The following is a 25,700-nucleotide window of genomic DNA, read 5'->3' as shown; positions in this document are numbered from 1 at the left end:
CCATCACCACGGGAAGTGCCGGTGACGACGTTCCTGTATGTCGCAGCACCCGAGCGCGGACGGGTATGGGCATCGATGCTCGCGCAGGCCCTGCCCGAGTTGGAGGTACGACTGTCGCCCGATATCGGCGATCCGGCCGATGTGCGGTTCCTCGCGGCATGGACATTGCCGGCCGGATTGATCGAAACGCTGCCGAACCTTGAGGTGCTGTTCTCGATCGGGGCCGGCGTCGACCAGCTCGATCTCGGCCAGATTCCGGCGAACGTCACCGTCGTTCGGCTGATCGAGCCGAACCTTGCTGCTGCGATGGCGGAATATGCCGCGATGACGGTGCTGGCGCTCCACCGCGATCTATATGCCTATGCCGACCAGCAACGGAACGAGCTGTGGCAGCAACTGCCGCAGGTTCCGGCGGCTGCGCGTCGTGTCGGGATCGCCGGGTTGGGGCAGATGGGCAAGGCCGCGCTGGCGGCACTCGCACCGTTCGGCTTCGCGCTTTCGGGATGGAGCCGGTCGCCGCGCGAGGTGGCCGGGGTCACTTGTTTCCACGGCGCGGACGGGCTGCGTGCCTTTGCCGCACAGACCGACATTCTGGTGAGCCTGCTGCCCCTCACCCCTGAGACGCGCGGCTTCCTGGGGACGGATCTGTTTGCTCAGATGCCGGCGGGCGCGGCGATCGTCAGCGCGGGGCGTGGCTTGCATCTCGATGCGCCGGCATTGATCGCGGCGCTCGACAGCGGGCGGCTGTCGCGCGCGATCCTCGACGTCACGCCGGTCGAGCCGCTGCCGGCGGGCGATCCGCTCTGGAGGCATCCGCGCGTCGTGATCACGCCACATGTGGCGGCAGCAACGGACAGCGAAGGTTCGGGGAAGGCGGTGATCGCCAATCTGCGCCGCCATCTGGCGGGCGAGCCAATGATCGGCATCGTAGAGCGTGATCGGGGATATTGAAGCGCTGTGGCCGCATCCAAAATGATGCGCCATGGCGCGAGTGACGGGGCTCGAACCCGCGACCTCCGGCGTGACAGGCCGGCGCTCTAACCAACTGAGCTACACCCGCTCTCTAGCGAGGAGGCGGCCTTTACGGAGCCGCGCCGGGGCTGTCAACGCCGCTATTGGCATTTCCTGCATTTCGTTGCGGCGGCGGCACGTCCTGCACCAGCGTGCCGTGTTCGAACAGGAAGCCGGCAATGTCGGGCTTGCCCGCGCCTTTCAGCACCGTTTGGATGATGATCAGCAGCGGAACGGCCAGCAGCGCGCCGGGCGTGCCCCAGACCCAGCCCCAGAAGCTGAGGGTAATCAGGATCATCAGCGGATTGATCGTCAGGCGGTGGCCGACGACCAGTGGGGTGATGACGTTCGCCTCGACCAGATGCGCTCCGACCATGATCGCGGCGGGCAGCAGCGCCCACCAGATATCGGTGAAGGTCATCAATCCGCCCAGCGCCAGCAGCAGCGCGGCGAAGATCGGCCCGAGATAGGGCACATAGTTCAGCAACGCGACGATGCCGCCCCACATCAGCGGTGTCGGCATGCCGATATACCAGAGCGCCAGCGCGACGATGACGCCCAGCATCAGGTTGATGAGGGTGATCGTTCCCAGATAGGCCGAGGTGTCGTCGACGACATTCTGGATCACGCGCGCGGTCGCCATCGCCCCGCCAAAGCTGCTGCGCCCGGTGATCGCCGCGCGACGCAAATTGGTCCAGCCGGCGAGGAAGAAATAGATCACGAGGATCGCGAAGAACATCTCCAACAGCGCCGACGGGGCGGAGGTCGTCACCAGATCGAGCAACGATTGCGGCGGTGCGACGCTGGTCGCGGTCTGCTTGGCCGGCGCGGTCGCGACGTTCGCGATCAGGCCGTTCACGAATTTTTCGAGGCTGGCATAGAAGTCGATCAGCGGCGCGACATTCTGCTGCACGCGGTCGATGCGGTCGGGCAATATCTGCGCCCAGCCCCAGGCCGGCACGACGATCGACGCCAGCGCGCCATTGGCGACGATCAGGAACAGCATGACGCAGAAGAAGGCGGCCAGCGGCGCGGGTACGCGGTGACGTTCCTGCCATTCGAGCAGCGGGACCAGCGCGATGGCGATGACGATCGCGGCGGTCAGCGGCAGGAAGAAGCGCGCGCCCGCCTGCAACGCGAAGGGCAGCGCGAGCACCAGTCCGACGCCGGCGATCAGCGTCAGCGCGGCGAGCAGCCGGTCGCGGCGCAGTTCCTCGGTCGGGGCATCGACCACCGCATCGACCGGATCGGACGGCGGCGTGGCAGCGGTCCCGGTCGCGCCGGCGCGCTCGACCGGCGGCGGCGAAGCAGTGGATTCGGTTGCGGAATCTGCCATGGAATCAGTCTAGCCCCCCCTGGCGATACCCGCCAATGACGGCGTAACGCATGGAAGCGGGATTCGCGCCATGATGCGAACCAATGCCCCTTCCGTTTCGTCATTCCGGGCTTGACCCGGCGTCCTGCTTTCACTTTGGTGTCGAGAAGCAGCGGGACCCCGGATCAAGTCCGGGGTGACGATATGGGGTATGCGTTCTGTTTCCCTAAATATCGTCGGGCGACGCGGACTGGTCGATCGCGGTGCGCATCATCCTCAGCGCCTCGCCCAGTGCCGCGATCCTGACCGCGCCGCGACCGATATTGCCGTAATGGCATTCGGCGGTCGCGACCGGTCCGTCGCGTCGCGCGCACGCGAAATGGACCAACCCCGCTTCATCGCCCGGTGCGCCCTCCCCCGCAAAGCCGGTCACCGTCAGCGCGATATCGGCATCCGACCCACGCAGCGCGCCGCGCGCCATAGCTTCGGCCACGTCGCGACTGACCGCGCCGCAATCGTCGAGCATCGCGCGGTCGACGCCGAGCAACTCGCATTTGGCGGCCTCGCTATAGACGACGAACCCCCGGTCGAAGGCGTGCGAGGAACCCTCCACATCGGTCAGCAACGCGGCAAGCATTCCCCCGGTGCAGCTTTCGGCCGTGGCGAGGGTCACGTCGGCGGCGCAGGCGGATTCGAGCAGATCAGCAGCGGCCTGCTCGACCGCGTCGGGCAAGGCGGGGGCCAGTGTCTCGGTCATGCGGTGCCGTTCTTGCGGCGGGTCTCCCAGCCCTTCCTTGCCGCTGCAGAGCGATCGACGGCGGGGCGCTTCGCCGCCGCCTTGCCACCGCGACGCGCCGAGCCATGGCTGTCGGGCTTGCCGCGGCCCGAGCCGGATTTGTTGCCGCCGCCCGAATCCTTGTTGACGGTCGCCCAGGCGCGGGCCTCCGCTTCCTTTTCCGGCACGCCGCGCGCTTCATAGCCCTGCTCGATATGCTCGGCCTTGCGTTTCTGCTTGTCGGTATAGCTGCTCTTGTCGCCCCGCGGCATGCGATCCCTCCATCACAACGGATGAAGGATCGAACGATCAACGACTTAGGCCGGTTTCATACCGACAGGATCGAAGTGTATAACGCATGATAGCGTTCGGCCATCGCCTCGACCGAAAAGCGTTCGGCGACGATTTTGCGGCAATTTGCGCGGTCGATCTCCGCGACGCGGTCGATCGCGGCGATGGCCTGGTCGAGGGTGTCGACCAAGAAGCCGTTGACGCCGTCTTTGATCAGTTCGGGCATCGATCCCCGGTTATAGGCGATGACCGGCGTGCCGCAGGCCATCGCCTCCACCACCGACAGGCCGAAGGGTTCGTCGAAGCCGATCAGATGGAGCAGCGCGCGGGCGCCGCCCAGCAGGTCGGTCCGCGCCTTGCCGCCGACCGCGCCGTGGTAGATCACGCGGTCACCGTCGATGTGCGGCTCGACCTCCTCGCGCCAGTAGCGGTCGTCCTGCACGATCCCGGCCATGTGCAGGCGGCGGTCGCCGGCGTGCGCGGCGGCAATGGCTTCGGCGGCACCCTTGTCCGGGTGCATCCGGCCGAAGAACAGCAGGTCGTCGCTGCCCTGTGCATCGAACGGAAAGTCGTCGAGCGGGATACCGTGATGGATCGTCGCGGCATAGTTGAGCGAGGGATGGCGGTCGGCATCGCTGATCGCGACATAGTGCACCCGGTCCCGATAGGGGGCGTACATCGGCAGGATGCGGTCGGACGAAAAGCCGTGGATCGTCGTCACCATCGGGGTGTCGACCAGCCCCGAAAAGGCATGGGCCGGAAAATCTGCTTGGTTGTGGATCAGGTCGAATTCGCCGGCGCGTTCGAAGACATGGGCGAGGTGCGCGAATTCCCACACCTTCGCGTCGATCGACGGGTCTTCGCTATAGGGTGCAGGCACGACCCCGGCGAGGGTCGCGGCGGTGATACTGTCCTGCGTGGCGAACAGCGTCACGTCGACCCCGCGCGCGACCAGCGCTTCGGTCAGCAGGCTGGTGACCAGCTCCCACGGGCCATAGTGGCGCGGCGGCGTGCGCCACGCGATCGGGGCGATCATCGCGATACGCATCAGTCGACTTTCAGGATCAGCCCCTCGGCGGGGCGCAGGCGGGTGGGATCGGCGGCGGGGTGCGTCGACAGGATGACCTGCCCGGCTTCGATCGCGATGACGGCCGGGGCGTCGGACAGGTTGAGGGCGATGCGATACGGGCCCCGGCGGTAGGTCAGCACATCCCCTTCGGCGCGGACATCGTCGATCGGTCCGGTCGCCAGTTCGGGTGTCGCGCGCCGTAGTGCGAGCAGGCGGCGGTAGAAGGTCAGCATCGACACCGGGTCCTCCGCCTGTGCGGCGACGTTGAGCGGCAGGTGCGCGGGGTCGATGGGCAGCCACGGATCGCCGGTGGTAAAGCCGCCCTTCGCATCCCATGGCAGCGGGGTACGCACCGGATCGCGGCCGAGACCAAGGCCGGGTTCGCGCAGCTCGCGGGGGTCCTGTACCTTGTCGGGCGGTACCTGCGCATCGGTCAGGCCCAGTTCGTCGCCCTGGTACAGCGTCGGCGTACCACGCAGCGTCAGCAGCAGCATCGCCGCCACCCGCGCTTGGCGCCTGCCGACGCGGGTGGCGATGCGGGGACGGTCGTGGTTGCCGAGCACCCAGTTGGGCCAGCCGCCCTCTGGCAGCGCCGCTTCATACTCGATGATGCGAGCGGCGAGTTCGGCAGCGTCCCACTTCGCCTCGATCAGCTGAAAATTGAACGGCAGGTGGACGCCGGGCGCCTCCGTCGTGCCGTAATAGATCATCAGCTTCGGGATCGGCAGGTAGATTTCGCCGACCAGCACCGCGCCGAATTCGTCCGCCTGGTCGCGCATGGCGGTGCCGATGGCGTGAACCTCGGGCTGGTCGGTCGAATGGAGCTGGAGCACGCGGTGCATGTCGCCCATGCCTTCGCGGAAATGCGGGTTGGGCGGATTGTCGGGGAAGTCGGCATGCTTGACCATGTGCCACTGCACATCGATGCGGAAACCGTCGACGCCGCGTTCGAACCAGAAGCGCATAGCCGCCAGCATCGCGGCCTGCACCTCGGGATTGCGCCAGTTCAGATCGGGCTGTTCGGGCAGGAACGCGCGCGAATAATATTGGCCGGTCGCGGGATCGAAGGTCCATGCCGGCCCGCCAAAATCGCTGATCCAGTTGTTGGGCGGGCCGCCATCCGGCGCCGGATCGCGCCAGATATACCAGTCGCGCTTCGGATTGTCGCGCGACGACCGGCTTTCGACGAACCAGGGATGGCGGTCCGAACTGTGGTTGGGCACGAAATCGAGCAATATGCGGATGCCCGCCGCATGCGCCTTTGCCAGTAGCGCGTCGAAATCGGCAAGCGTGCCGAAGCGCGGGTCGATGCCGGTATAGTCGGCCACGTCATAGCCGAAATCGGCCATGGGCGATGGGTAGATCGGCGAAATCCAGATTGCATCGATGCCGAGATCGACCAGATAGTCGAGCCGGTCGGCGATCCCGTTCAGGTCACCGATCCCGTCCCCGTCGCTATCGGCGAAGGAGCGGGGGTAGATTTGGTAGATGGTGGCGGCCTGCCACCATGGTTGCGTTTGGGAAACGATCACGCACCGACAAGCCGCCAGCGGGGAAAACGTTCCCCCTTATTCGAACTCCATGATGACGGCATCGACCGCCAGGCTGTCGCCGGCGGCATGCACGATGCGGGCGACGGTGCCCGGACGCTCGGCGCGCAGGATGTTCTCCATCTTCATTGCCTCGACCACCGCCAGCGGCTGTCCGGCCTCGACCTTCTGCCCCTCGGCCACCTCGACGCGCGTCAGCAGGCCGGGCATCGGGCAGAGCAGGAAGCGCGACAGGTCGGGCGGGACCTTTTCGATCATGTGCCAGGTGAGGTCGGCGACATGCGGCGGCAGGACTCGGACAAGGTGGGTGGCGCCGCGGGCGGTCAGCTTCCACCCGCCGATGGTGCGGGCGACGCGGACGGCCAGTTCGACGTCGTCGATCCGCGCGACCACGACGCGCTGCGACGGACGCCAGTGCATCACGACGTCGAGCGGCACGTCGCCATCGATATTGACCAGCAGCCCGCCATCATAGCCGTCGACGCAAATGTCGAAGCGATGCTCGCCGATGGTGACGATCCGTTCGGTCGAAGGGGCCGGACGGGTGCCGAGCTGGCCATCGATCGAACGGACGCGGTGCGATTGTTCGAGGTCGATCACCACCGCGACCGCCGCCAGTTGCCGCAGCAGGGCGGGATCGGCCGGCGCGCCGTGGAAGCCCTCGGGATATTCCTCCGCGATGAAGCCGGTCGTCAGCGCGCCTTCGCGGAAGCGAGGGTGCTGCATGATGGCGGAGAGGAAATCGATATTGTTGCCGACGCCGGCCAGTTCGAAGCGGTCGAGCGCGGCGACCTGCGCATCGATCGCGGCTTCGCGGGTCGGTGCCCAGGTGACGAGCTTGGCGATCATCGGGTCGTAGAACATGCTGACCTCGCCCCCTTCGACGACGCCGTCGTCGACGCGGGTGCGGGGCGCTTGGTGCTCGACGGGGGGCGTACTCGGACGGTACGTTTCTGTAACGCTTTGATACGGATCGCGGGTGGCAGGCGGCACGTAGCGCGTCAGCCGCCCTGTGCTGGGCAGGAAGCCGCGATAGGGGTCTTCGGCGTAGACGCGGTTTTCGATCGCCCAGCCGGTCAGCTTTACCTCGTCCTGGGTGAAGGCCAGCTTCTCGCCGGCCGCGACGCGCAGCATCTGTTCGACGAGGTCAAGGCCGGTAATTTCCTCGGTCACCGGATGCTCGACCTGCAGGCGAGTGTTCATTTCGAGGAAGTAGAAGCTCTCGCCGGTCGTATCGGCGCCTGACACGATCAGTTCGACCGTACCGGCCGAATAATAGCCTACCGCCCGCGCAAGCGCGACCGCCTGTTCGCCCATCGCCTTACGCATCGCGGGGGTCACGAAGGGCGACGGTGCCTCCTCGACGACCTTCTGGTGGCGGCGCTGGATCGAGCATTCGCGCTCACCGAGATAGACGATGTTGCCATGCTGGTCGCCCAGCACCTGGATTTCGATGTGTCGCGGGCTTTCGATGAACTTTTCGATGAAGACGCGGTCATCGCCGAAGCTGGCCAGCCCCTCGCGCTTGGTCGCGTCGAAGCCCTCGCGGACGTCCTGTTCGCTCCACGCCAGGCGCATACCCTTGCCGCCGCCGCCGGCCGAGGCCTTCATCATCACCGGATAGCCGATGTCGGTGGCGATCCGCACCGCTTCCTCGGTGTCGGCGATCTCGCCCAGAAAGCCGGGGACGACGTTGACGCCGGCCGCCTGCGCCAGTTTCTTCGATTCGATCTTGTCGCCCATCGCGGCGATGGCGTTCGGCGGCGGGCCGACAAAGGCGATGCCGGCATCGGCACAGGCGCGCGCGAAGCTTTCGCGTTCCGACAGGAAGCCATAGCCGGGATGGATACAGTCGGCGCCGGTTGCCTTGGCGGCAGCGAGGATCAGTTCGGGGACCAGATAGCTCTGTGCGGCAGGTGCCGGACCCAGCCGCACGCTCTCGTCCGCCATCATGACGTGCGGCGCGCGCGCGTCGGCATCGGAATAGACCGCGACGGTCGCGATCCCCATCCGCTTGGCGGTCCGCATCACCCGGCACGCGATTTCGCCGCGATTGGCGACCAGAATCTTCTTGAACACGTCACTCTCCCGTCCGCCCTGCTGTGGCAGGGTCAGCATCCATTCCGGCGGTGCGGCGTCAGCAGCACCCGCCCTTGCGCATCGGCTCGTCGGCGACCATCGGCGTCATGCCCAGTTTCGCCAGCAGCGCAGCATCGGCATCGTCGCCGGCATTGCCGGTGGTCAGCAACCGGTCGCCGGTGAAGATCGAGTTCGCCCCGGCCATGAAGCACAGCGCCTGCGTCGCGTCCGACATGCTTTCGCGGCCGGCGGACAGGCGCACCATGCTCATCGGCATGGTGATGCGCGCGACGGCGACGGTGCGGACGAATTCGATGTCGTCGAGCTTCGCGAGCGGCGTGTCGGCGAGCATGTTGCCGAGCACCGTGCCCTTGACGGGCACCAGCGCATTGACCGGCACGCTATCGGGATGGCGGGGCAGCGTGGCGAGTGCGTGGACGAAGCCGACGCGATCGGCGCGGGTTTCGCCCATGCCGACGATGCCGCCGCAGCAGACGTTGATCCCCGCCTCCCGCACATGCGCCAACGCGTCGAGCCGGTCGTCGAACGTCCGGGTGGTGATGACGTTGGCGTAGTTTTCGGGCGAGGTGTCGATATTGTGGTTGTAATAGTCGAGGCCCGCCTGCCCCAGCCGCTGCGCCTGATCCGGGGTCAGCATGCCGAGCGTCATGCAGGTCTCCATGCCCATCGCCGCCACGCCCTCGACCATCGCGACGATCTTGTCCATGTCGCGGTCCTTGGGGTTGCGCCATGCCGCACCCATGCAGAAGCGCTGCGATCCTGCCGCCTTCGCCTCGGCGGCGATGGCTAGGACGGCGTCGACGTCCATCAGCTTTTCGGCCTTCAGCTGCGTGTCGGCGCTGGCCGATTGCGAGCAATAGCCGCAATCCTCGGGGCAGCCGCCGGTCTTGATCGACAACAATGTGCAGAGCTGTACCTGCCCGACCGCATGGTGCGCGCGGTGGACGGTCTGGGCGCGGAACATCAGTTCGTCGAAGGGGAGGTCGAACAGGTCGGCGATTTCGGCGCGGGTCCAGTTGTGCCGAACTTGTTCGGCGCACCCCCGCGCAGGCGGGGGCCCAGAACCAAGGGCGTCGCGCTCGCCGCTTTGCCCCCTCGCCTGCGCGGGGGTATGGGTGGCGTTTGCAGGTACAGACACAATCACATTCATTCGACAGTCTCTCCAACCGGCGGGAGGTTGTGGCCGAGCAGTTTCAGCACCTCCGCCGCGGCATGGACCAGGTTGGTGCCCGGTCCGAAGATCGCCGCCACCCCGGCGTCGCGGAGCAGCGCATAATCCTGTGGCGGGATGACCCCGCCCGCGATGACACGGATATCGCTGCGCCCGGCATCGGCAAGGCGTCCGATGAGTTCGGGGATCAGCGTATTGTGCCCGGCGGCGAGGCTGGACGCGCCGACGACATCGACCCCCTCGGCGATCGCCAGCTGCGCAGTTTCCTCCGGGGTCTGGAACAGTGGGCCGGACACGATGTCGAAGCCGAGATCGGCAAAGGCGCTGGCGACGACGTTCGCACCGCGATCGTGACCGTCCTGCCCCATCTTCGCGACCAGCATGCGGGGTTTGCGGCCCAGGCGGCGCTCGACCGCCGCGACGCCCTCGCCGGCGCGCAGCCAGCCGCTGTCATCGGCATGGGCCGGGCCGTAAATGCCCTTGACCGGCGTGACCGATACGGCGTGACGACCAAATGCGACCTCCATCGCCGCCGACATCTCGCCCAAAGTCGCGCGGGCGCGGGCGGCGGCGACACACAGCGCCAGCAGATTGCCGTCGCCGCGTGCGCCGTCCTGTAGCGCGGTTAGCGCGGCCTGGGTCTTGGCTTCGTCGCGTGTTGCCTTCACCCGTTCGATCCGGCGGATCTGGTCGGCGCGGACCTTGGCATTGTCGATCGAGAGGATGTCGATCGGGTCTTCCTCGGCCAGCCGGTATTTGTTGACGCCGACGATGACGTCCTCGGCGCGGTCGACTCGCGCCTGCCGGGCGGCGGCGGCGCGTTCGATATGTTCCTTGGGCAGGCCGGAGTTCACGGCGTCGATCATGCCGCCCGCTGCCTCGACCTCCTCGATCAGCGCCCATGCCTTGTCGGCCAGTTCCTTCGTCAGCGCCTCGACATAATAGCTGCCGCCCAAGGGATCGACGACATGGGTCATGCCGGTCTCTTCCTGAAGGATCAGCTGCGTATTGCGCGCGATCCGGGCAGAGAAGTCGGTCGGAAGTGCTACCGCTTCGTCGAGCGAGTTGGTGTGGAGCGACTGGGTGCCGCCGAAGGTAGCTGCCATCGCCTCCACGGTGGTGCGGATGACGTTGTTGTACGGGTCCTGCTCGGTCAGCGAGACGCCACTGGTCTGGCAGTGGGTGCGCAGCATCTGGCTGCGGGCGTTGCCGCCGAAATCGGCGATGATCCGGCTCCACAGCGTACGCGCGGCGCGCAGCTTGGCGATCTCCATGAAGAAGTTCATGCCGATGCCGAAGAAGAAGGACAGCCGCCCGGCGAACGCGTCGATATCCAGCCCGCGTGCCAGCGCCGCGCGGACATAGGCCATGCCGTCGGCCAGCGTGAACGCCAGTTCCTGCACCGCCGTCGCCCCGGCTTCGTGCATGTGATAGCCGCTGATCGAGATGCTGTTGAACCGTGGCATGTGCTCGGCGGTATAGGCGATGATGTCCGACACGATCCGCATCGATGGCTCGGGCGGATAGATGTAGGTATTGCGGACCATGAACTCCTTGAGGATGTCGTTCTGGATCGTGCCCGACAGCTTGTCCGGGCCGACGCCCTGTTCCTCCGCCGCGACGATGTAAAAGGCGAGGCAGGGCAGCACCGCGCCGTTCATCGTCATGCTGACCGACATGGTGTCCAATGGGATGCCGTCGAACAGGATCTTCATGTCGTCGATCGTGTCGATCGCGACCCCGGCCTTCCCCACATCGCCCGCCACGCGCGGGTGGTCGCTGTCATAGCCACGATGGGTGGCGAGGTCGAAGGCGACCGACAGCCCCTTCTGCCCGGCGGCGAGGTTGCGGCGGTAGAAGGCGTTCGATTCCTCGGCGGTCGAGAAACCGGCATATTGGCGGATGGTCCAGGGACGCCCGGCATACATCGACGCCTTCACCCCGCGCGTGAACGGCGCGAAGCCGGGCAGACCGGGATCGGGCGCATCGGCGGCGGTGTAGAGCGGCTTGACCACGATCCCCTCCGGCGTGGTCCAGTTCAGGTCGGCATCCTTCACCTCACGCGCGGCGAGCTTCTGCCAGTCTTCGAGGGTCGGGCCGGTCATCGCATGGGTCCTACCGCCGGACGGGGGCGCAAGTCGAGGCAGGTCATGTCAGGCTCCGGTAAAACGGGGAGTACGCTTGGTAAGGAAGGCGGTGCCACCTTCGACCGCGTCGCTGGTCGCGCGGGCGGTGCGCTGGGCTTCCGCCTCACGCGCCATGGCGGCGGGATAGTCATGGTCGAGGGCATAGGCGAGATTGGCGCGCATCAGGCCGAGCGCGACGGTCGGTCCGGCCGCCAGCCGACGGGCAAGCGCCAGCGCCTCGTCCTCGAGGCTCCCGCCATCGACGACGGCGTGGATCATGCCCCAGTCGAGCGCGGTGGCGGCAGGCACCCGTTCGCCGAGCATCATCATGCGGGCGGCCCGCGCACGCCCGATCAGGCGCGGCAGCATCCAGCTGGCCCCACCATCGGGGACGAGGCCGATATTGACGAACGCCTGCAGGAAATAGGCATCGTCGGCGGCGACGCAGAAATCGGAGGCGAGCGCGAGGCTGCACCCGATCCCCGCCGCCGCGCCGCGGACCGCGCTGACCACCGGTACGGGGAGCTCGGCGATCGCCTGCAGCGTGGGGTTATAATGGTTGGTGAGCGCGGCATGGGTCATGGCAGGCGCATCGTCGCCACCCAGCGCCGCCATCACATCCGCGCCGGAACAGAAGGCACGCCCTGCCCCGCTCAACAGGACCGCGCGCGCACCGTCGAGGTTCGCCAGCGCATCGCGAATCGCATCGAACATTGCCGGTGGCGCGGCGTTCAGCCGGTCGGGCCGGTCGAGCGTGATGCCCAGCACGTCGCCGTTCCGCTGCACCCGAATATCGCCTGCCATCGAATCGCTCTCCCGTATCTTTTGATACGGTTTGCGAAAAGGACGCGGCGAATGCCAGCCCTAACGCAAGCGCGGCGGGGTTGCCCCCGCCGCGTCGCGCCCGTGCCGTAACGGCAGGCTTACCAGAAAATGTCGTACTCGACGTCGACCACCTGGCCCGAACGGACGTCCACCAGCAGCGCGTCGTTATAATAGCGCACCCAGCGATACGGCCCCCACACCTCCGGCAGGCGATAATAGAACGGATCGTTGATCCAGTAGTTCGACCCGAACAGGAACGAGTTCAGCCGGACGCCGACGCCGAAGCGGCGATAGCCATAGCTCCAGCCCGACGGCGCGTAATAACGCGGCAGGCGGTACAAACCACGGTTCTGCTGGCGATAGCGGTTCCAGTCATAGCGGTCGTCGCGCCGCCAGCCACGATCCCACTGGCCGCCGCGTTCCCAGCGATTGCCACGATCCCAGTCCCGGTCGCCGCGGTTCCAGTCGTTGCGACCCCAGTCGCGACCGTCGCGGCCCCAATCGCGGTTATCGCGGTCCCAGCCGCCATTCTGCTGTTCGCGACGCCATTGTTCCCGGCGCCATTGCTCGCGGCGATCGCGGTCGAACTGGCCACGGCCATCCGCGCGCGGCCAGTCGCGGCGCAGCGCCTCGCGATCGATCTGCCCCTGCGCGTCGCGCGGCGGGGTTCGGAAGTCGCGGTCGGGACGCGGCGCATCCTGCCGCCCCTGCCACCCGCCGCGGTCACCGCGATTACCCTGCTGCCAGTCGCCGCGCAGCCGCTCGCGGTCGATCTGCCCGTTGCCGTCGCGCGGTGGGCGCGGCCGGTCGAAGCCGCTGCGGTCGCCGCGATCCTGCCAGCCGCGCTGCGGTTCGGTGCGCTGTTCGTCGATGCGCGGGCGTTCGGGGCGCGGCTGCGGTGCTTCGACGCGGATATCGTTGCGGAATTCGGCACGCGCGCCGGGCGATTCGCCACCGGGCGAGCGTTCGATCCGCTCCCGTCCGCCGCGCGGTCCGCGAAACTCCGGATCGGCCTGGGCCATGGCCGCCGTCGGGACCAGCGCCGACACGCTCAACAGGGCCAACAGGAAACGGCTCTTCATTCTCTGCCTCCACCGCCGGAAGTCGCCGGCTACGATGGATGCGGTTTATTACGGGCGCGATCAACTGTTGCTGAATGGCGATGACAGCCAATTGAAAGAATAGGCGCTACTTGGTTGGCGGGGTCAGCGCGGGCGTTTCGCGCGCGGCCTCTGCCCGGTCGATGCCGGGGCGCGGCGGCGGGGCCAGCGTCGCATCGCCACGCGCCGCGGCCGCGGCCTGTCGCACCGCATCGATCAGGCGGGGATAGATGCCGCAGCGGCACAGATGGTTGAGCGCGGCGGCGATCTCCGCTTCGCTCGGGTCGCGGTTCTGGCGCAGCAATGCGACGGTCGCCATGACGAAGCCCGGGATACAGAAGCCGCATTGCACGACCTGCGCCGCGAGGAACGCCGCCTGCACCGGGTGGCTGCGATCGCGCGCCAGCCCTTCGATCGTGGTGACGAACGTCCCTTCCAGGCTGCCGATGGTCACCTGGCACGACTTTACCGCGCGCCCGTCGACATCGACCGTGCAGGCGCCGCAATGGCCGGTGCCGCAGCCATATTTGGTGCCGGTCAGGTTCGATACGTCGCGCAGCGCCCAGAGCAGCGGTGTTTCGGGGTCGAGCCGATATTCCTGCGGCAGGTTGTTGACGGTGAAGCGGCTCATGCGGGCGACCTTGTAGGGACTTGCATGCCACGACGCCAAGTCGAAACGCGTCGTTTCCGTGCGCGGCCTTGAGTCCGGGCGGGCGCAGCGCGACCTGTGAGGGTATGACACTCCCTACCCTGTTCGTGCCGCATGGCGGTGGTCCCTGCTTCTTCCTGAACCCGGGTCAGGCACCCGATCCGATGTGGCGACCGATGCAGGACTATCTGGCCGGGCTGATCGCGTCGCTGCCTGAACGGCCGCGTGCGATCCTGATGATTTCGGGGCATTGGGAGGCGCATCGGCCAACCGTGCATGTCGGCGAGGCGCCGTCGCTGCTCTATGATTATTACGGCTTTCCCGAACACACCTATCACCTGCGCTGGGACGCGGCGGGTGCGCCGGACGTGGCGCGACGGGCGGCGGCGCTATTGCAGGGTGCCGGCTTTGCAACGGCGGAGGAAGCGACGCGCGGCTGGGACCATGGCGTGTTCATTCCGATGATGGTCGCGGTGCCGGAGGCCGATATTCCGCTGGTCCAGATATCGCTCGACCGCTCGCTCGACCCGGCCGCGCATATCGCGATGGGGCGGGCGCTGGCGCCGCTCAGGGATGAAGGCGTGCTGATCATCGGGTCGGGCATGAGCTTCCATAACCTGCGCGCGCGTGGGGCGTCGGTCACGCCGATCGCCGACGAATGGGACGCCGCGCTGACCGCCGCGGTGACTGAGCCCGACCCGGCGATGCGGGCGGAGCGGGTCGCGGCATGGGAGCACCTCCCCCATGCCCGCTTTGCCCATCCAGAGGCCGAGCATCTGCTGCCGCTGATGGTAGCGCTGGGTGCGGGTGGCGATGGTCCGGCGGTCCGCGACTATCGCGATGTGGTGATGGGCTGGGTCGTGTCCGGCTATCGCTTCGGGTGACGCAAGAATATTGCGCTTCTCCCCCTCCTGCTGGCACAAGGGCGGAAACGCCCGACCAACGGGCCAAGGAGAGACGATGCTCGAAGCACTCGAAGCGCTGGAGAAGCGCCGCGCGGCCGCCCGGGCCGGTGGCGGCGAGAAGCGGGTCGCGGCGCAGCACGCCAAGGGCAAGCTGACGGCGCGCGAACGGCTGGACGTGTTCCTCGACGAAGGATCATTCGAGGAACTCGACATGTATGTCGAACATAACTGCGTCGATTTCGGGATGCCGGACCAGGTCATTCCCGGCGACGGCGTGGTGACGGGATCGGGCACGGTCAACGGCCGGCTGGTCTATGTCTTCAGCCAGGACTTCACCGTGTTCGGCGGGTCGCTGTCGGAGCGCCATGCGCAGAAGATCTGCAAGATCATGGACATGGCGATGAAGGTCGGCGCGCCGGTCATCGGACTGAACGATTCGGGCGGCGCGCGGATTCAGGAGGGCGTCGCGTCGCTCGGCGGCTATGCCGAGGTGTTCCAGCGCAACGTGCTGGCGTCGGGCGTGGTGCCGCAGCTGTCGCTCATCATGGGGCCGTGCGCGGGCGGCGCGGTCTATTCGCCCGCCATGACCGACTTCATCTTCATGGTGAAGGATTCGAGCTACATGTTCGTGACCGGGCCGGATGTGGTCAAGACGGTGACGAACGAGGTGGTGACGCAGGAAGAGCTGGGCGGCGCGATCACCCACACGACCAAGTCGTCGGTCGCCGACTGCGCGTTCGAGAATGATATCGAGGCGTTGCTGGCGGCGCGCGACTTCGTCGATTTCCTGCCGGTGAACAACCGCAGCGGCGTACCGGAACGGCCGAGCGACGATCCGTGGGACCGGATCGAACCCAGCCTCGACACGCTGATCCCGCCGAGCGCCAACCAGCCCTATGACATGCACGAGCTGATCGTGCGGACGCTGGACGATGGCGAGTTCTTCGAACTGCAGCCCGCCCATGCCGGCAACATCATCATCGGCTTCGGCCGGATCGAAGGGCGCACGGTCGGCGTGGTCGCCAACCAGCCGATGGTGCTGGCCGGGTGCCTCGACATCAATTCGTCGAAGAAGGCGGCGCGGTTCGTGCGCTTCTGCGACGCGTTCGAGATCCCGATCGTGACCTTCGTCGACGTGCCTGGGTTCCTGCCCGGGGTCGGCCAAGAGCATTCGGGGATCATCAAGCATGGCGCGAAGCTGCTGTTCGCCTATGCCGAGGCGACGGTGCCCAAGATCACGGTGATCACCCGCAAGGCCTATGGCGGGGCCTATGATGTGATGGCGTCGAAGCATCTGCGTGGTGACCTGAACTATGCGTGGCCGACCGCCGAGATCGCGGTGATGGGTGCGAAGGGCGCGGTGGAGATCATCTTCCGGTCGAAGGACCCGGCCGAGGTCGCGGCGCGGACGGCCGAATATGAGGCGCGCTTCGCCAACCCGTTCGTCGCGGCGAGCAAGGGGTTCATCGACGAGGTGATCCTGCCGCATTCGACCCGACGCCGGGTGGCGCTGGGGCTGCGCAAGCTGCGGAACAAGAAGCTCGAGAACCCGTGGAAGAAGCATGACAATATTCCGCTATGAGCTCCTCCCCGGCACGGGGAGGGGGACCACCGAAGCTGGTGGAGGGGGCGAGCCCCGCAATGCATCCGTGGTGGAGCAGGACGCCCCCCTCCACCATCCTGCGGATGGTCCCCCTCCCCGTGCAGGGGAGGATTGGTTGTGACCCTCGGTCGGTTGAACCATGTCGGTGTCGCAACGCCGTCCATCGCCGTGTCGATTGCGATGTATCGCGACCTGCTGGGCGCCGAGGCGATCGGGGAGCCGTTCGACCTGCCCGCGCAGGGGGTGAAGGTGTGCTTCATCGATGCGCCCAATATGCAGATCGAGCTGATCGAGCCGTATGACGATGCCTCTCCGATCGCCGGGTTTTTGGCAAAGAACCCGGCGGGGGGGCAGCATCATCTGTGCTTCGAGGTGGCGGATATCGATGCCGCCGTCGCCGAGCTGACCGCGAAGGGCGCGCGGGTCTTGGGGAAGCCACGGATCGGAGCGCATGGGACGCCGATCGTGTTCGTCCATCCGCGCGACATGGGCGGGGTGCTCATCGAGTTGATGGAGACGCACAAGCATTGAGCGGGTCGCGGACCGGTTCGATGGAGCCGAAGCCTCCCCACACAATGGATTCCGGCCTTCGCCGGCGTGACGATAGCGGCGCCCGCCCCCTCGACACTAGCGCCGCTATCTGGTTGAACGCCGGCCATGAATACGCCTGTCCGTAAAGCGCCCGGTGGCCCCTCCCCTGTCCGGGCGGAATGGGGCCGCTCGGTCGAGGCGACGCTTTCGGCCGTGCCAGGTATCCGCCGGGCCAAGACCGATGCGGCGGTCGTCTTCGCGCTCACCGACTTCCTGTCGGAGGACGAGTGCGACATGCTGATGGCGACGATCGATGCGGGTCGTCGCAAATCGACGCTGCTGACCGCGACCAACGATCCCAATTTCCGCACCAGCGACAGCTGCGACCTCGACCGGTGGCACCCGCTGCTTCAGCCGATCGACGAGAAGATCGCGCACCTGCTCGGCATCCCGCCGGAGCATGGCGAGACGATGCAGGGCCAGCGATACGCGCCGGGCCAGCAGTTCCGGGCGCATAACGACTATTTCAACGAGAATGAGCCGTACTGGGCTTCGATGGCGGTACAGGGCGGGCAGCGGACCTGGACGGCGATGGTCTATCTGAACGAGGTCGAACAGGGCGGCGCGACATGGTTCCCGCAGGCCGGCGTCCGGTTCAATCCGCGGCCGGGGATGCTGGTCGCGTGGAACAACATGAACGCCGATGGAAGCCCGAACCTCGCCACGCTGCATGAGGGCATGGCGGTGGTCGAGGGCACCAAGTACATCATCACGAAATGGTTTCGCGAGGGGCCCTGGACCCCGACGATCGAGCCTTGAGGGCGGCCAAAGTTCACTAAGTTCACACTCGCCACGGTTTTGTGGCGCTCCATTATCTCCCCGCGCATGACGTCACCCCGGACTTGATCCGGGGTCCCGCTTTCTCACGATCGGTGGAGGAGAAGCGGGACCCCGGGTCGAGCCTGGGGTGACGATTTTGGCGGATCGGGTGGCTGTAGGAAAGCCGAAAGCAGGCGGCGGACAGCCCACCGCCTTGCCCCTTACCCCTTCTTCCGCGCGCGCTTGGGAGCGGCGGCGGCTTCGGTGTCTTCTTCCTCGTCCGGCGTTTCCTCGCCCGCTTCGCTCAAGGCTTCGCCCAGCGCGCGCAGCTTGTCCTGCTGCTTGTCCGATTTCTCGGCGATCTTCGTGGTGGCGGCGCCAAGGCGGTGGAGCAGGTCGTGGATGCGGTCGCTGTCGGGGTTATCCTTTTCCAGCTGTTTGCGCAGCGATGCGAGGTCGCGCAGGATGCCCTTGGCGCCCGGCACGTCGGTGTCGGCCAGCGCGGCTTCCCAATCCTCGATCATCGTCGCGCCCTTGGCGGGCTTGGTCTCGTCCAGTCCGCGATTGATCGCGTTCATCGTTCCGGCGAATTTTACGGCCATGTGAAGGCTCCTCGAACGGCAGCTGCACGCGCAGCCGCCGGACAACGAGCGAGCGCGGATCGGGGCCCGACGGAATCCAACTATTTGTTTTTGCTGGGGTTCGGAACCTTGGTCGAACGGTGCCGTAGTGGGCGGTGCACCACGACGTCACCCCAGCGCAGGCTGGGGTCTCCTGCGGCTCCTGCTGTGTGCTGTTACCGGAAGACCCCAGCCTGCGCTGGGGTGACGTATGATTTCAGCGACGGCGAACCGCGGTCAATCGACGCGGATGCGGGTGCCGCTGTCGAAGCCTTCCGTCATCAGCCGCACGATCGCGTCGGCAACCCGTTCGGGCGGCTTGACCGATTGCGGGTCTTCACCGGGATAGGCCCGCTCGCGCATCTTCGTCCGGGTGGCGCCGGGATCGACGATGGCGGTGCGGACCGGCGAGATGTTCGCCATCTCCAGCCCATAGCTGGCGATGATGTTGTCGAACGCGGCCTTCGACGCGCCGTACATGCCCCAATAGGCGCGCGGGGCGGCACCGACCGAGGAGGTGACGCCGACCACCCGCCCTGCCCGTGCCAGACGCAGCATCGGCGAGAAGGCGGCGATCAGTGCGGCGTTGGCGGTGACGTTCAGCGCCATCACCTTGTCGAATTCCTTCGGGTCGAACGACGGCACCGGCCCCAGCGTACCGAGCGCGCCGGCGTTGAGCACCAGCATGTCGAGCGCGCGCCAGCGGTCGGCGATCGCCGACACCAGCTGCGGGATGGCGGTCAGGTCGTAGAGGTCGATCGGCGCGATGGTGGCCGAGCCACCCGCGGCATAGATCGCGTCCTCGACCTCCTCCAGCCCGCCGGTCGTGCGCGCGGTGAGGATGATGTGCGCACCCTGCGCCGCGAGCGCGATGGCGGTGGCGGCACCGATCCCGCGGCTGGCGCCGGTGACGAGCGCCAGCTGCCCCTTCAACCGGTCGCTCATCCGACGCGTTCGGCCAGCACCGCCAGCTGATCGACCGAGCTGGTTTCGTCCTGATCGGTCAGCGGCGTCGGATAATCGCCGGTAAAGCAGGCATCGCAATATTTCGGACGGACCGAGGTGCGGTTGGCTTCGCCGAGCGCACGATAGAGACCGTCGATCGAGATGAAGGCGAGGCTGTCGGCCTGGATATAGTCGGTCATGCCGCCCAGATCGAGCTTGGCCGCGAGCAGCTTCGCCCGTTCGGGGGTGTCGACGCCGTAGAAGCACGAATGGCGCGTCGGCGGCGAAGCGATGCGCATATGGACCTCCGCCGCACCGGCATCGCGCATCATCTGCACGATCTTAAGGCTGGTGGTGCCGCGCACGATCGAATCGTCGACCAGCACGATGCGCTTGCCCTCGATCAGCTTGCGGTTGGCATTGTGCTTCAGCTTGACGCCCAGATGACGGACCTTGTCGCCGGGCTGGATGAAGGTGCGGCCGACATAGTGCGAGCGGATGATGCCCAGTTCGAACGGAATGCCCGACGCCTGCGCATAGCCGATCGCTGCGGGCACGCCCGAATCGGGCACCGGGATGACCAGATCGGCTTCGACCGGGTTTTCCTGCGCCAGTTCGGCACCGATCGCCTTGCGCACCGAATAGACCGAGCGGTCTTCGCTGATCGAATCGGGGCGTGAGAAATAAACCCATTCGAAGATGCAGGGACGCGGGGACAGCGGCGCGAACGGGCGGATCGAGCGGAGCTCGCCGTTCGACACGATGACCAGTTCGCCCGGTTCGACTTCGCGGACGAACTCGGCACCGACGACGTCGAGCGCGACGGTTTCGGAGGCGAAGATATACGCGTCGCCCAGCTTGCCCATCACCAGCGGACGGATGCCCAGCGGATCGCGGCAGGCGATCATGCCCTCTGGCGTCATGCAGATCAGCGAATAGGCGCCTTCGACCTGCTTCAATGCATCGATGAACCGGTCGAGCAGCGTCCGGTAGTTGGACGTCGCGACGAGGTGGATGATGACTTCGGTGTCGCTGGTCGACTGAAAGATCGATCCGGTGCGGACCAGATCCTTGCGCAGCCGCATGGCGTTGGAAAGATTGCCGTTATGCGCCACTGCGAACCCGCCCGACGCCAGTTCGGCATAGAGCGGCTGGATGTTGCGGTTCGACGTCTCACCGGTGGTCGAATAGCGGACATGGCCGCAGGCGGTGGCGCCGGGAAGCGATTCGATCACCTCAGGCCGGTCGAAATTGCCCGCGACATGGCCCTGCGCCCGCTGGGTATGGAACATCGCCCCATCCCAGCTGCAGATGCCGGCCGCTTCCTGCCCGCGATGCTGGAGCGCGTGGAGGCCGAGGGCCACGAGCGCCGCAGCGCCGTCCGCGCCGGATACACCGAAGATGCCGCACTCTTCGCGCAGCTTGTCGTCGTCGAAAGGTTGGGTGGTGAACATAGGCCCTTCCGGGGATAAGCGTGTCACACGGCCGCCATATAGGTAGGCTGAATCGATTTGTCGCCCTTTGATCGTCGATTGCGGCGGAACCATGATCGGCGATAGGGGTTGCGGATGATTCCGCGCGATACCGGCCTGACCCTGAACCCCAAATACGACGCCGACGGGCTGCTGACCGCGGTGTGTGTCGATGCCGATAGCGGCGCGCCGTTAATGGTGGCGCATATGAACGCGGATGCGTTGCGGCTGACGATCGAAACGGGCGAGGCGACCTTCTGGTCGCGGAGCCGGCAGGCGATCTGGAAGAAGGGCGAGACGTCGGGCAACGTGCTGCGCGTCGTCGAGCTGCGGATCGATTGCGATCAGGACGCCTTGTGGGTTCGCTGCATCCCCACCGGGCCGGCGTGTCATACGGGCGCGGACAGCTGTTTCTTTCGCCGGATCGAGGGCGATCGGCTGGTGCCGGTGGCATGAGGTTGCTGGCGGCGGCCCTGCTGGTGCTGGCGGGCTGTTCGCAGGAAGCGACGCCTTCGTCCGAGCCGGAAGGAGCGACGCTGGAGCAGGCGGCGATCGCGCGGGGTGTGGTGCGCGATCCGGCCACCGCGCAGCCGGTCGGGCTGTATGCGCGCGAGGGCGACCGGCTGTGCATCACGACCGGTCGGATCGGAACGTTCGTCGATTATGGCGAAGGGATCGGATGCAGCGCGCACGGGACCTATTCGCGGGACGGCGAGCGGATGCGGGTCGATTTCGGCAAGGGCTGCGCGTTCGATGCCGCGTTTTATGGCGATGGCGTGCGGTTTCCCGGATCGCTGCCGGCGGGGTGCGAGGCGGCGTGCCGGGGGCGGGCGTCGCTGTCGGGGTTGCAGTTCGACCGGTTGAGCGAGAGCGGGTCGGAAGCGGCGGCGCTGCGCGATCCGGCCGGGCGGGGGTTGTGCGGGTAGCTTACACGGACGTGCCGCACCCCCGCGCAGGCGGGGGTCCAGGGCGAGCCGAGCTGCCGTTGCGATGCTGGCTCTGGATCCCCGCCTGCGCGGGGATACGGTGGTGGCCGGTCAAATCCCCCGCGCCGCCGCCAGCGCCCTTTCGCGCGCCTCCCGGTGCTCGATGATCTTTTCCGGATACGCCTTCGGCCGACACCCCGCCGCATCGGGATCGTGGATCGCCTCGTCCGGCAGTTTCGCCAGTTCGGGCACCCAGCGGCGGATATAGTCGGCGGCGTCGAATTTTTCCGACTGGGTGAGTGGGGCCATGATCCGCCCGAACATGTTCGAATCGACGCCGGTGCCGGCGACCCATTGCCAGTTGACCGCATTGTTGCCGAGATCGGCGTCGACCAGGCAGTCCCAATACCAGCGTTCGCCCTCGCGCCAGTCGATCAGCAGATGCTTGATGAGGAACGATGCGGCGATCATCCGCACGCGATTGTGCATCCAGCCGATCTGCCACAGCTGGCGCATGCCGGCATCGACGATCGGATAGCCGGTGCGGCCCTGCTGCCACGCCTTCAGATCGCGCTTCGCCGCCGCGTCGCTCCGCCATTTCAATTTGTCGTAGCGCGGGCGGCCATTGGCGTCGGCATAGTCGGGCATCGACAGGATGACGCCGCTGGCGAAATCGCGCCATGCCAGTTCCTTGCGATAGGTCGTCAGGCTGTCGCCCTGCCCGTCCAGCGCCGCCCAGATTTGCCGCGGGGAGAGTTCGCCATGGTGGAGATGCGGCGACAGGTTCGAACTGCCGTCGACCGAGGGCAGGTTGCGGGCGGTGTCGTAATCGTCGAGGCGGGCGGCGAAGGATTTCAGCGCCTTGTGCGCGCCATCCTCGCCCGGTTGCCACGATGTGCCGAACGCGGTCGCCCAGTCGGGCTTGGTCGGGAGCAGCTTCCAGTCGGCGAGCTTGTCGGATTTCGGCCATTGGGACGGCGACGGAATCGTGCGCGGCATCGGCACCGGGTCCTCGGGCGGCAGCATCTGGTTCAGCGCCTTCCAAAAGGACGAATAGATTTTGAACATCCCTCCCGATCCGGTGCGGACACTTTCGGGCGGGCGTAGGTGATTGCCATCGTGCAGGGAGAGCGTATCGCCGAGTGCCTCCTGCGCCTTTACCCACCAGGGTTCGTAATGGCGCACGGCATGGATGCGGGTCGCGCCGGTTCCCTTCATCAGCTTGCGCAGTTCGGCGACCGCTTCGCCCCGGCGCAGGATCAGGCGCGAGTCCTTTGCCCGCAGCGAGTCGTCGAACGCGACGAGGCTGTGATGCAGCCACCAGCGCTGCGCGCCGCCGATCGCCCAGTCGCCAGGCGAGGTGTCGTCGAGGATATAGACCGGGATCACCGCCCCATCGTCGATCGCGGCGAGAAGCGCGGGCTGGTCGCGCAGGCGGAGGTCCTGGCGGAGCCAGAGTAGGACGGGATCGCTCATCGCGTGACGTTACGCCTACGCGACAATCCCGGTTCCCTGTGCCAGCGCGACGATCGACGCGACATGGCGGCGCGATACCTCCAGCAGGTCGCCATAGCCGCCGCCCAGCGCACTGGCGATCGGCAGGCCACGGGTACGGGCCAGCTGGCCGACCCAGCGGTCGCGCTCGTCGAGGCCATTCTGCGTCAGGGACAAACGGCCGAGGCGGTCGTCGGCGAAGGGGTCGACCCCGGCCTGATAGAGGATCAGCGACGGCGCAAAACTGTCGATCAGCGGCACGAGCGTCGCCTCCAGCGTCGTCAGATATTCGTCGTCACCGACTCCGTCGGCCAACGGCACGTCGAGCGTCGACACCGCCTTTCGTGCCGGAAAATTCTTGTCGGCATGGATCGAATAGGTGGCGAGGTTCGGGCGTCCGGCGAGCAGCGAGGCGGTGCCGTCGCCCTGGTGAACGTCGACATCGACCACCAGCACCCGCTCGCACGTGCCTTCCTCGACCAGCCGGTGTGCGGCGATGGCGAGGTCGTTGAACACGCAATAGCCGGCGCCGGTATCGGCCAGCGCATGGTGGCTGCCCCCGGCGGTGTTGGCGGCATAGCCCCGTTCCATCGCGACGCGGGCGGCGGCATAGGTGCCGCCGGGTACCGCCTGCGCGCGCAATGCCATGGGCGGGGTGACGGCGAAGCCGATGCGGCGTTCCTTGTGCGGCGGTACGCGCGCCTCGATCACTTCGGCGACATAGACGTCGTCATGGACCGCTTCGATCCACGCGCGGGGCATCGGATCGCAGCCGTGCCAGTCGATTGCCGACCCCATTTCGAGCAGGAGGTCGCGGACGAGGCCGTTCTTGCCCCAGCGATAGCGGCTGCCCGGCGGGCTTTCGGCGACATAATCGGGATGGTGGATGACGGGGATCACTTTGCGGAGATAAGATGCCGATGCGCCTCGCAAAAGCCATTGGCCCGCGATAGGAAGCGGCGATGGACAAGACCGCCCTCCCCTATCGCCCCTGTGCCGGCGTCATGCTGTTGAACCGCGACGGACAGGTGTTCGTCGGCCAGCGGCTCGATTCGACGCTGGAGGCGTGGCAGATGCCGCAGGGCGGGATCGACGATGGCGAGGCGCCGATTGACGCCGCGATCCGCGAGCTGCGCGAGGAAACCGGCATCGGGGCGGACAAGGTGCGGCTGATCGCGGAAGGGCCGGAAGAGCTGTTCTACGACCTGCCCGACGACATGATCGGCAAGATTTGGAAGGGGAAATGGCGCGGGCAGCGGCAGCGCTGGTTCCTGTTCGCGTTCGAGGGGGCGGACGACGATATCGACATCCGCACGCCTGAACCGGAATTCCGCGCGTGGCGCTGGGCCGATCCGGCCGATCTGCCGACGATGATCGTGCCGTTCAAGAAGGCGCTGTACGAACAGGTACTGGCGGGGTTCGCGGAGCATCTGCATCGGTGAACCGACCCGGTACCGCGATGAATCGTTCAGGCGATATGCATTCGATCGGCTATAGCGGGCGGTGATGCCGAACCCCGCGCTCCTCCTGCCCCTGGGCCTGTATTTCGCGGAACCCCCGCCCGAGCCGGACCTGCCGATCGAAATCCGCACGATGCTGGAAGAGGCGATGGCGTCGGGCAATGACAACGACGTCGCGACGATCGTGCGCTATGCCCGCAAGGCCGCGCCGAAACATTCGCAGAAGATCGCCGAACTGGCGTCGCATTACACGTTCGAGCGGACCGAGAAGACCGAAAAGCGACTGCGCACCGCGTCGTTCGGCGCGCTGGTGAAGGGCCGGGCCGAGGTCGGCGGGTGGATCAACAGCGGCAATTCGGACAGCCTGGGCGTCACCGCCGTGCTCGACCTGTCGCGCGAGGGCTATCGCTGGCGCCACAAGCTGAAATTGCAGGCGGATTATCAGGAAAACAACAGCATCCCGACGCGCGAACATTATCTCGCGGCGTTCGAACCCAACTACAAGGTCGACGACCGGCTCTATATCTATGGCGCCGCACAATATGAATCGGACAAGTTCTTCGGCTATTACGACCGTTATTCGGCATCGAGCGGGGCGGGCTATACCGTCGTCGCCAAGGGGCCGGTGACGCTCGACCTCGAACTGGGTCCGGCGTTTCGTTATACTTCGTTCACCACCGGCCTGGCCGAACGGAACCTTGCCGCGCGCGGGTCGGTCGATTTCGACTGGCGGATGACGCCAGCGCTGACGCTCAGGCAGGATACATCGGCCTATTTGCAGGACGCCAACAGCACGGTCACCAGCCTGACCGCGGTCGACGCCAAGCTGCTGGGACCGCTGTCGGCGCGGCTGTCGTACAATATCCAGTTCGAAAGCCGGCCACCGGTCGGGCGGGTGAATACGGATACGACCGGGCGGGCGTCGCTGGTGTACGCGTTCTAG

At 66.7% G+C, this 25,700-nt stretch carries 25 protein-coding genes and 1 tRNA gene; 9 read left to right on the top strand and 17 right to left on the bottom strand.

All coding sequences use genetic code 11. The annotated features are described in order from the left end of the window. Positions 1–21 precede the first annotated feature (21 nt). Complete coding sequence (locus AVT10_RS01210; protein ID WP_232307824.1) at positions 22–951, top strand: 2-hydroxyacid dehydrogenase; 930 nt, start codon at positions 22–24, stop codon at positions 949–951. A 32-nt stretch (positions 952–983) separates the two neighbouring features. Here AVT10_RS01210 and AVT10_RS01205 read toward each other — a convergent pair. From AVT10_RS01205 to AVT10_RS01150, 12 genes are all read right to left on the bottom strand, one after another. Beyond that, positions 984–1,060: transfer RNA gene (locus tag AVT10_RS01205), tRNA-Asp, on the bottom strand. Positions 1,061–1,081: 21 nt separating this feature from the next. Then, positions 1,082–2,347 (bottom strand): AI-2E family transporter, encoded by a 1,266-nt coding sequence (locus AVT10_RS01200; RefSeq protein WP_084401201.1) that lies wholly within the window; start codon positions 2,345–2,347, stop codon positions 1,082–1,084. A 205-nt stretch (positions 2,348–2,552) separates the two neighbouring features. Next, positions 2,553–3,083 carry a CinA family protein gene (locus AVT10_RS01195; RefSeq protein ID WP_066687232.1) on the bottom strand — a complete coding sequence of 177 codons (531 nt, stop codon included), beginning with the start codon at positions 3,081–3,083 and terminating at the stop codon, positions 2,553–2,555. After that, complete coding sequence (locus AVT10_RS01190; RefSeq protein ID WP_066687225.1) at positions 3,080–3,373, bottom strand: plasmid stabilization protein; 294 nt, start codon at positions 3,371–3,373, stop codon at positions 3,080–3,082. Before AVT10_RS01190 ends, AVT10_RS01195 begins: the two co-directional genes overlap by 4 nt. 56 nt (positions 3,374–3,429) lie before the next feature. Next, positions 3,430–4,440 (bottom strand): glycosyltransferase family 4 protein, encoded by a 1,011-nt coding sequence (locus AVT10_RS01185; RefSeq protein ID WP_066687214.1) that lies wholly within the window; start codon positions 4,438–4,440, stop codon positions 3,430–3,432. Beyond that, positions 4,440–5,993, bottom strand: a complete 1,554-nt coding sequence (locus tag AVT10_RS01180; RefSeq protein WP_232307823.1) for an alpha-amylase family glycosyl hydrolase — start codon at positions 5,991–5,993, stop codon at positions 4,440–4,442. Before AVT10_RS01180 ends, AVT10_RS01185 begins: the two co-directional genes overlap by 1 nt. 36 nt (positions 5,994–6,029) lie before the next feature. Next, positions 6,030–8,090 carry an acetyl-CoA carboxylase biotin carboxylase subunit gene (locus AVT10_RS01175; protein ID WP_066688059.1) on the bottom strand — a complete coding sequence of 687 codons (2,061 nt, stop codon included), beginning with the start codon at positions 8,088–8,090 and terminating at the stop codon, positions 6,030–6,032. A gap of 58 nt (positions 8,091–8,148) precedes the next feature. After that, on the bottom strand, positions 8,149–9,249 hold the full coding sequence (gene bioB / locus AVT10_RS01170; protein WP_420038483.1) for a biotin synthase BioB: 1,101 nt from the start codon (positions 9,247–9,249) through the stop codon (positions 8,149–8,151). 8 nt (positions 9,250–9,257) lie between these two features. Beyond that, positions 9,258–11,387 carry a methylmalonyl-CoA mutase gene (gene scpA, locus AVT10_RS01165; RefSeq protein ID WP_066687212.1) on the bottom strand — a complete coding sequence of 710 codons (2,130 nt, stop codon included), beginning with the start codon at positions 11,385–11,387 and terminating at the stop codon, positions 9,258–9,260. A gap of 48 nt (positions 11,388–11,435) precedes the next feature. Continuing rightward, positions 11,436–12,212 (bottom strand): enoyl-CoA hydratase-related protein, encoded by a 777-nt coding sequence (locus AVT10_RS01160; protein ID WP_066687210.1) that lies wholly within the window; start codon positions 12,210–12,212, stop codon positions 11,436–11,438. Positions 12,213–12,331: 119 nt separating this feature from the next. After that, positions 12,332–13,315 (bottom strand): RcnB family protein, encoded by a 984-nt coding sequence (locus tag AVT10_RS01155; protein WP_066687207.1) that lies wholly within the window; start codon positions 13,313–13,315, stop codon positions 12,332–12,334. Between the two features lie 106 nt (positions 13,316–13,421). Beyond that, entirely contained in the window at positions 13,422–13,964 is a 543-nt protein-coding gene (locus AVT10_RS01150; RefSeq protein WP_066687204.1) for a (2Fe-2S)-binding protein, read from the bottom strand. Positions 13,965–14,068: 104 nt separating this feature from the next. Between AVT10_RS01150 and AVT10_RS01145 the strand changes: the two genes are divergently transcribed. The 4 genes from AVT10_RS01145 to AVT10_RS01130 all read left to right on the top strand — a co-directional run bounded on the left by AVT10_RS01145 (position 14,069) and on the right by AVT10_RS01130 (position 17,840). Beyond that, positions 14,069–14,866: a DODA-type extradiol aromatic ring-opening family dioxygenase gene (locus AVT10_RS01145; protein ID WP_066687202.1), complete on the top strand. Its 798-nt coding sequence runs from the start codon at positions 14,069–14,071 to the stop codon at positions 14,864–14,866. A 76-nt stretch (positions 14,867–14,942) separates the two neighbouring features. After that, positions 14,943–16,469 (top strand): acyl-CoA carboxylase subunit beta, encoded by a 1,527-nt coding sequence (locus tag AVT10_RS01140; RefSeq protein ID WP_066687199.1) that lies wholly within the window; start codon positions 14,943–14,945, stop codon positions 16,467–16,469. A gap of 138 nt (positions 16,470–16,607) precedes the next feature. Beyond that, the gene (gene mce / locus AVT10_RS01135; protein ID WP_066687197.1) at positions 16,608–17,021 is read left to right on the top strand and encodes a methylmalonyl-CoA epimerase; all 414 of its coding nucleotides are present in this window, start codon (positions 16,608–16,610) and stop codon (positions 17,019–17,021) included. 126 nt (positions 17,022–17,147) lie between these two features. Next, on the top strand, positions 17,148–17,840 hold the full coding sequence (locus AVT10_RS01130; protein ID WP_066687195.1) for a prolyl hydroxylase family protein: 693 nt from the start codon (positions 17,148–17,150) through the stop codon (positions 17,838–17,840). A 221-nt stretch (positions 17,841–18,061) separates the two neighbouring features. Here the strand turns inward: AVT10_RS01130 and AVT10_RS01125 are convergent, their stop codons facing one another. The 3 genes from AVT10_RS01125 to purF all read right to left on the bottom strand — a co-directional run bounded on the left by AVT10_RS01125 (position 18,062) and on the right by purF (position 20,859). After that, positions 18,062–18,442, bottom strand: a complete 381-nt coding sequence (locus AVT10_RS01125) for a hypothetical protein (protein WP_198158468.1) — start codon at positions 18,440–18,442, stop codon at positions 18,062–18,064. Positions 18,443–18,697: 255 nt separating this feature from the next. After that, positions 18,698–19,405 (bottom strand): SDR family NAD(P)-dependent oxidoreductase, encoded by a 708-nt coding sequence (locus AVT10_RS01120; RefSeq protein WP_066687194.1) that lies wholly within the window; start codon positions 19,403–19,405, stop codon positions 18,698–18,700. After that, positions 19,402–20,859, bottom strand: a complete 1,458-nt coding sequence (purF, locus tag AVT10_RS01115) for an amidophosphoribosyltransferase (protein WP_066687191.1) — start codon at positions 20,857–20,859, stop codon at positions 19,402–19,404. The genes AVT10_RS01120 and purF overlap by 4 nt, the downstream gene beginning before the upstream one ends. 114 nt (positions 20,860–20,973) lie before the next feature. On the opposite strand from purF, the gene hisI reads away from it, so the two are divergent. Then, positions 20,974–21,333 carry a phosphoribosyl-AMP cyclohydrolase gene (gene hisI / locus AVT10_RS01110; protein ID WP_066687189.1) on the top strand — a complete coding sequence of 120 codons (360 nt, stop codon included), beginning with the start codon at positions 20,974–20,976 and terminating at the stop codon, positions 21,331–21,333. Next, positions 21,330–21,803 (top strand): hypothetical protein, encoded by a 474-nt coding sequence (locus tag AVT10_RS01105; protein WP_084401198.1) that lies wholly within the window; start codon positions 21,330–21,332, stop codon positions 21,801–21,803. Before hisI ends, AVT10_RS01105 begins: the two co-directional genes overlap by 4 nt. Positions 21,804–21,914: 111 nt before the next feature. Here the strand turns inward: AVT10_RS01105 and AVT10_RS01100 are convergent, their stop codons facing one another. Together AVT10_RS01100 and AVT10_RS01095 are read right to left on the bottom strand one after the other, a co-directional pair. Beyond that, on the bottom strand, positions 21,915–23,279 hold the full coding sequence (locus tag AVT10_RS01100; RefSeq protein WP_066687185.1) for a cryptochrome/photolyase family protein: 1,365 nt from the start codon (positions 23,277–23,279) through the stop codon (positions 21,915–21,917). A 15-nt stretch (positions 23,280–23,294) separates the two neighbouring features. Beyond that, entirely contained in the window at positions 23,295–24,197 is a 903-nt protein-coding gene (locus tag AVT10_RS01095; RefSeq protein ID WP_066687182.1) for a histone deacetylase family protein, read from the bottom strand. Positions 24,198–24,259: 62 nt separating this feature from the next. Here AVT10_RS01095 and AVT10_RS01090 point away from each other — a divergent pair, with 62 nt between their 5' ends. Together AVT10_RS01090 and AVT10_RS01085 are read left to right on the top strand one after the other, a co-directional pair. Next, positions 24,260–24,739 carry an RNA pyrophosphohydrolase gene (locus tag AVT10_RS01090; RefSeq protein WP_066687179.1) on the top strand — a complete coding sequence of 160 codons (480 nt, stop codon included), beginning with the start codon at positions 24,260–24,262 and terminating at the stop codon, positions 24,737–24,739. 64 nt (positions 24,740–24,803) lie between these two features. Further along, positions 24,804–25,700, top strand: coding sequence for a DUF481 domain-containing protein (locus AVT10_RS01085; RefSeq protein WP_066687176.1), 897 nt, complete (start codon positions 24,804–24,806; stop codon positions 25,698–25,700).

The sequence above is a fragment of the Sphingomonas hankookensis genome (assembly GCF_001619955.1).
In the GTDB taxonomy this organism is placed as follows: Bacteria; Pseudomonadota; Alphaproteobacteria; order Sphingomonadales; family Sphingomonadaceae; genus Sphingomonas; species Sphingomonas hankookensis_A.
This window is presented reverse-complemented; position numbering and strand designations above follow the sequence as displayed.

What these genes read in the sequence shown, in the direction of transcription:
- hisI (WP_066687189.1), top strand. Translation starts at nt 20,974, where the DNA reads ATGATTCCGCGCGATACCGGCCTGACCCTGAACCCCAAATACGACGCC.
- AVT10_RS01155 (WP_066687207.1), bottom strand. Translation starts at nt 13,315, where the DNA reads ATGAAGAGCCGTTTCCTGTTGGCCCTGTTGAGCGTGTCGGCGCTGGTC.
- AVT10_RS01120 (WP_066687194.1), bottom strand. Translation starts at nt 19,405, where the DNA reads ATGAGCGACCGGTTGAAGGGGCAGCTGGCGCTCGTCACCGGCGCCAGC.
- AVT10_RS01105 (WP_084401198.1), top strand. Translation starts at nt 21,330, where the DNA reads ATGAGGTTGCTGGCGGCGGCCCTGCTGGTGCTGGCGGGCTGTTCGCAG.
- AVT10_RS01100 (WP_066687185.1), bottom strand. Translation starts at nt 23,279, where the DNA reads ATGAGCGATCCCGTCCTACTCTGGCTCCGCCAGGACCTCCGCCTGCGC.
- AVT10_RS01085 (WP_066687176.1), top strand. Translation starts at nt 24,804, where the DNA reads ATGCCGAACCCCGCGCTCCTCCTGCCCCTGGGCCTGTATTTCGCGGAA.
- purF (WP_066687191.1), bottom strand. Translation starts at nt 20,859, where the DNA reads ATGTTCACCACCCAACCTTTCGACGACGACAAGCTGCGCGAAGAGTGC.
- AVT10_RS01200 (WP_084401201.1), bottom strand. Translation starts at nt 2,347, where the DNA reads ATGGCAGATTCCGCAACCGAATCCACTGCTTCGCCGCCGCCGGTCGAG.
- AVT10_RS01190 (WP_066687225.1), bottom strand. Translation starts at nt 3,373, where the DNA reads ATGCCGCGGGGCGACAAGAGCAGCTATACCGACAAGCAGAAACGCAAG.
- scpA (WP_066687212.1), bottom strand. Translation starts at nt 11,387, where the DNA reads ATGACCGGCCCGACCCTCGAAGACTGGCAGAAGCTCGCCGCGCGTGAG.
- AVT10_RS01160 (WP_066687210.1), bottom strand. Translation starts at nt 12,212, where the DNA reads ATGGCAGGCGATATTCGGGTGCAGCGGAACGGCGACGTGCTGGGCATC.
- AVT10_RS01195 (WP_066687232.1), bottom strand. Translation starts at nt 3,083, where the DNA reads ATGACCGAGACACTGGCCCCCGCCTTGCCCGACGCGGTCGAGCAGGCC.
- AVT10_RS01090 (WP_066687179.1), top strand. Translation starts at nt 24,260, where the DNA reads ATGGACAAGACCGCCCTCCCCTATCGCCCCTGTGCCGGCGTCATGCTG.
- AVT10_RS01125 (WP_198158468.1), bottom strand. Translation starts at nt 18,442, where the DNA reads ATGGCCGTAAAATTCGCCGGAACGATGAACGCGATCAATCGCGGACTG.
- AVT10_RS01150 (WP_066687204.1), bottom strand. Translation starts at nt 13,964, where the DNA reads ATGAGCCGCTTCACCGTCAACAACCTGCCGCAGGAATATCGGCTCGAC.
- AVT10_RS01130 (WP_066687195.1), top strand. Translation starts at nt 17,148, where the DNA reads ATGAATACGCCTGTCCGTAAAGCGCCCGGTGGCCCCTCCCCTGTCCGG.
- AVT10_RS01140 (WP_066687199.1), top strand. Translation starts at nt 14,943, where the DNA reads ATGCTCGAAGCACTCGAAGCGCTGGAGAAGCGCCGCGCGGCCGCCCGG.
- AVT10_RS01185 (WP_066687214.1), bottom strand. Translation starts at nt 4,440, where the DNA reads ATGCGTATCGCGATGATCGCCCCGATCGCGTGGCGCACGCCGCCGCGC.
- AVT10_RS01145 (WP_066687202.1), top strand. Translation starts at nt 14,069, where the DNA reads ATGACACTCCCTACCCTGTTCGTGCCGCATGGCGGTGGTCCCTGCTTC.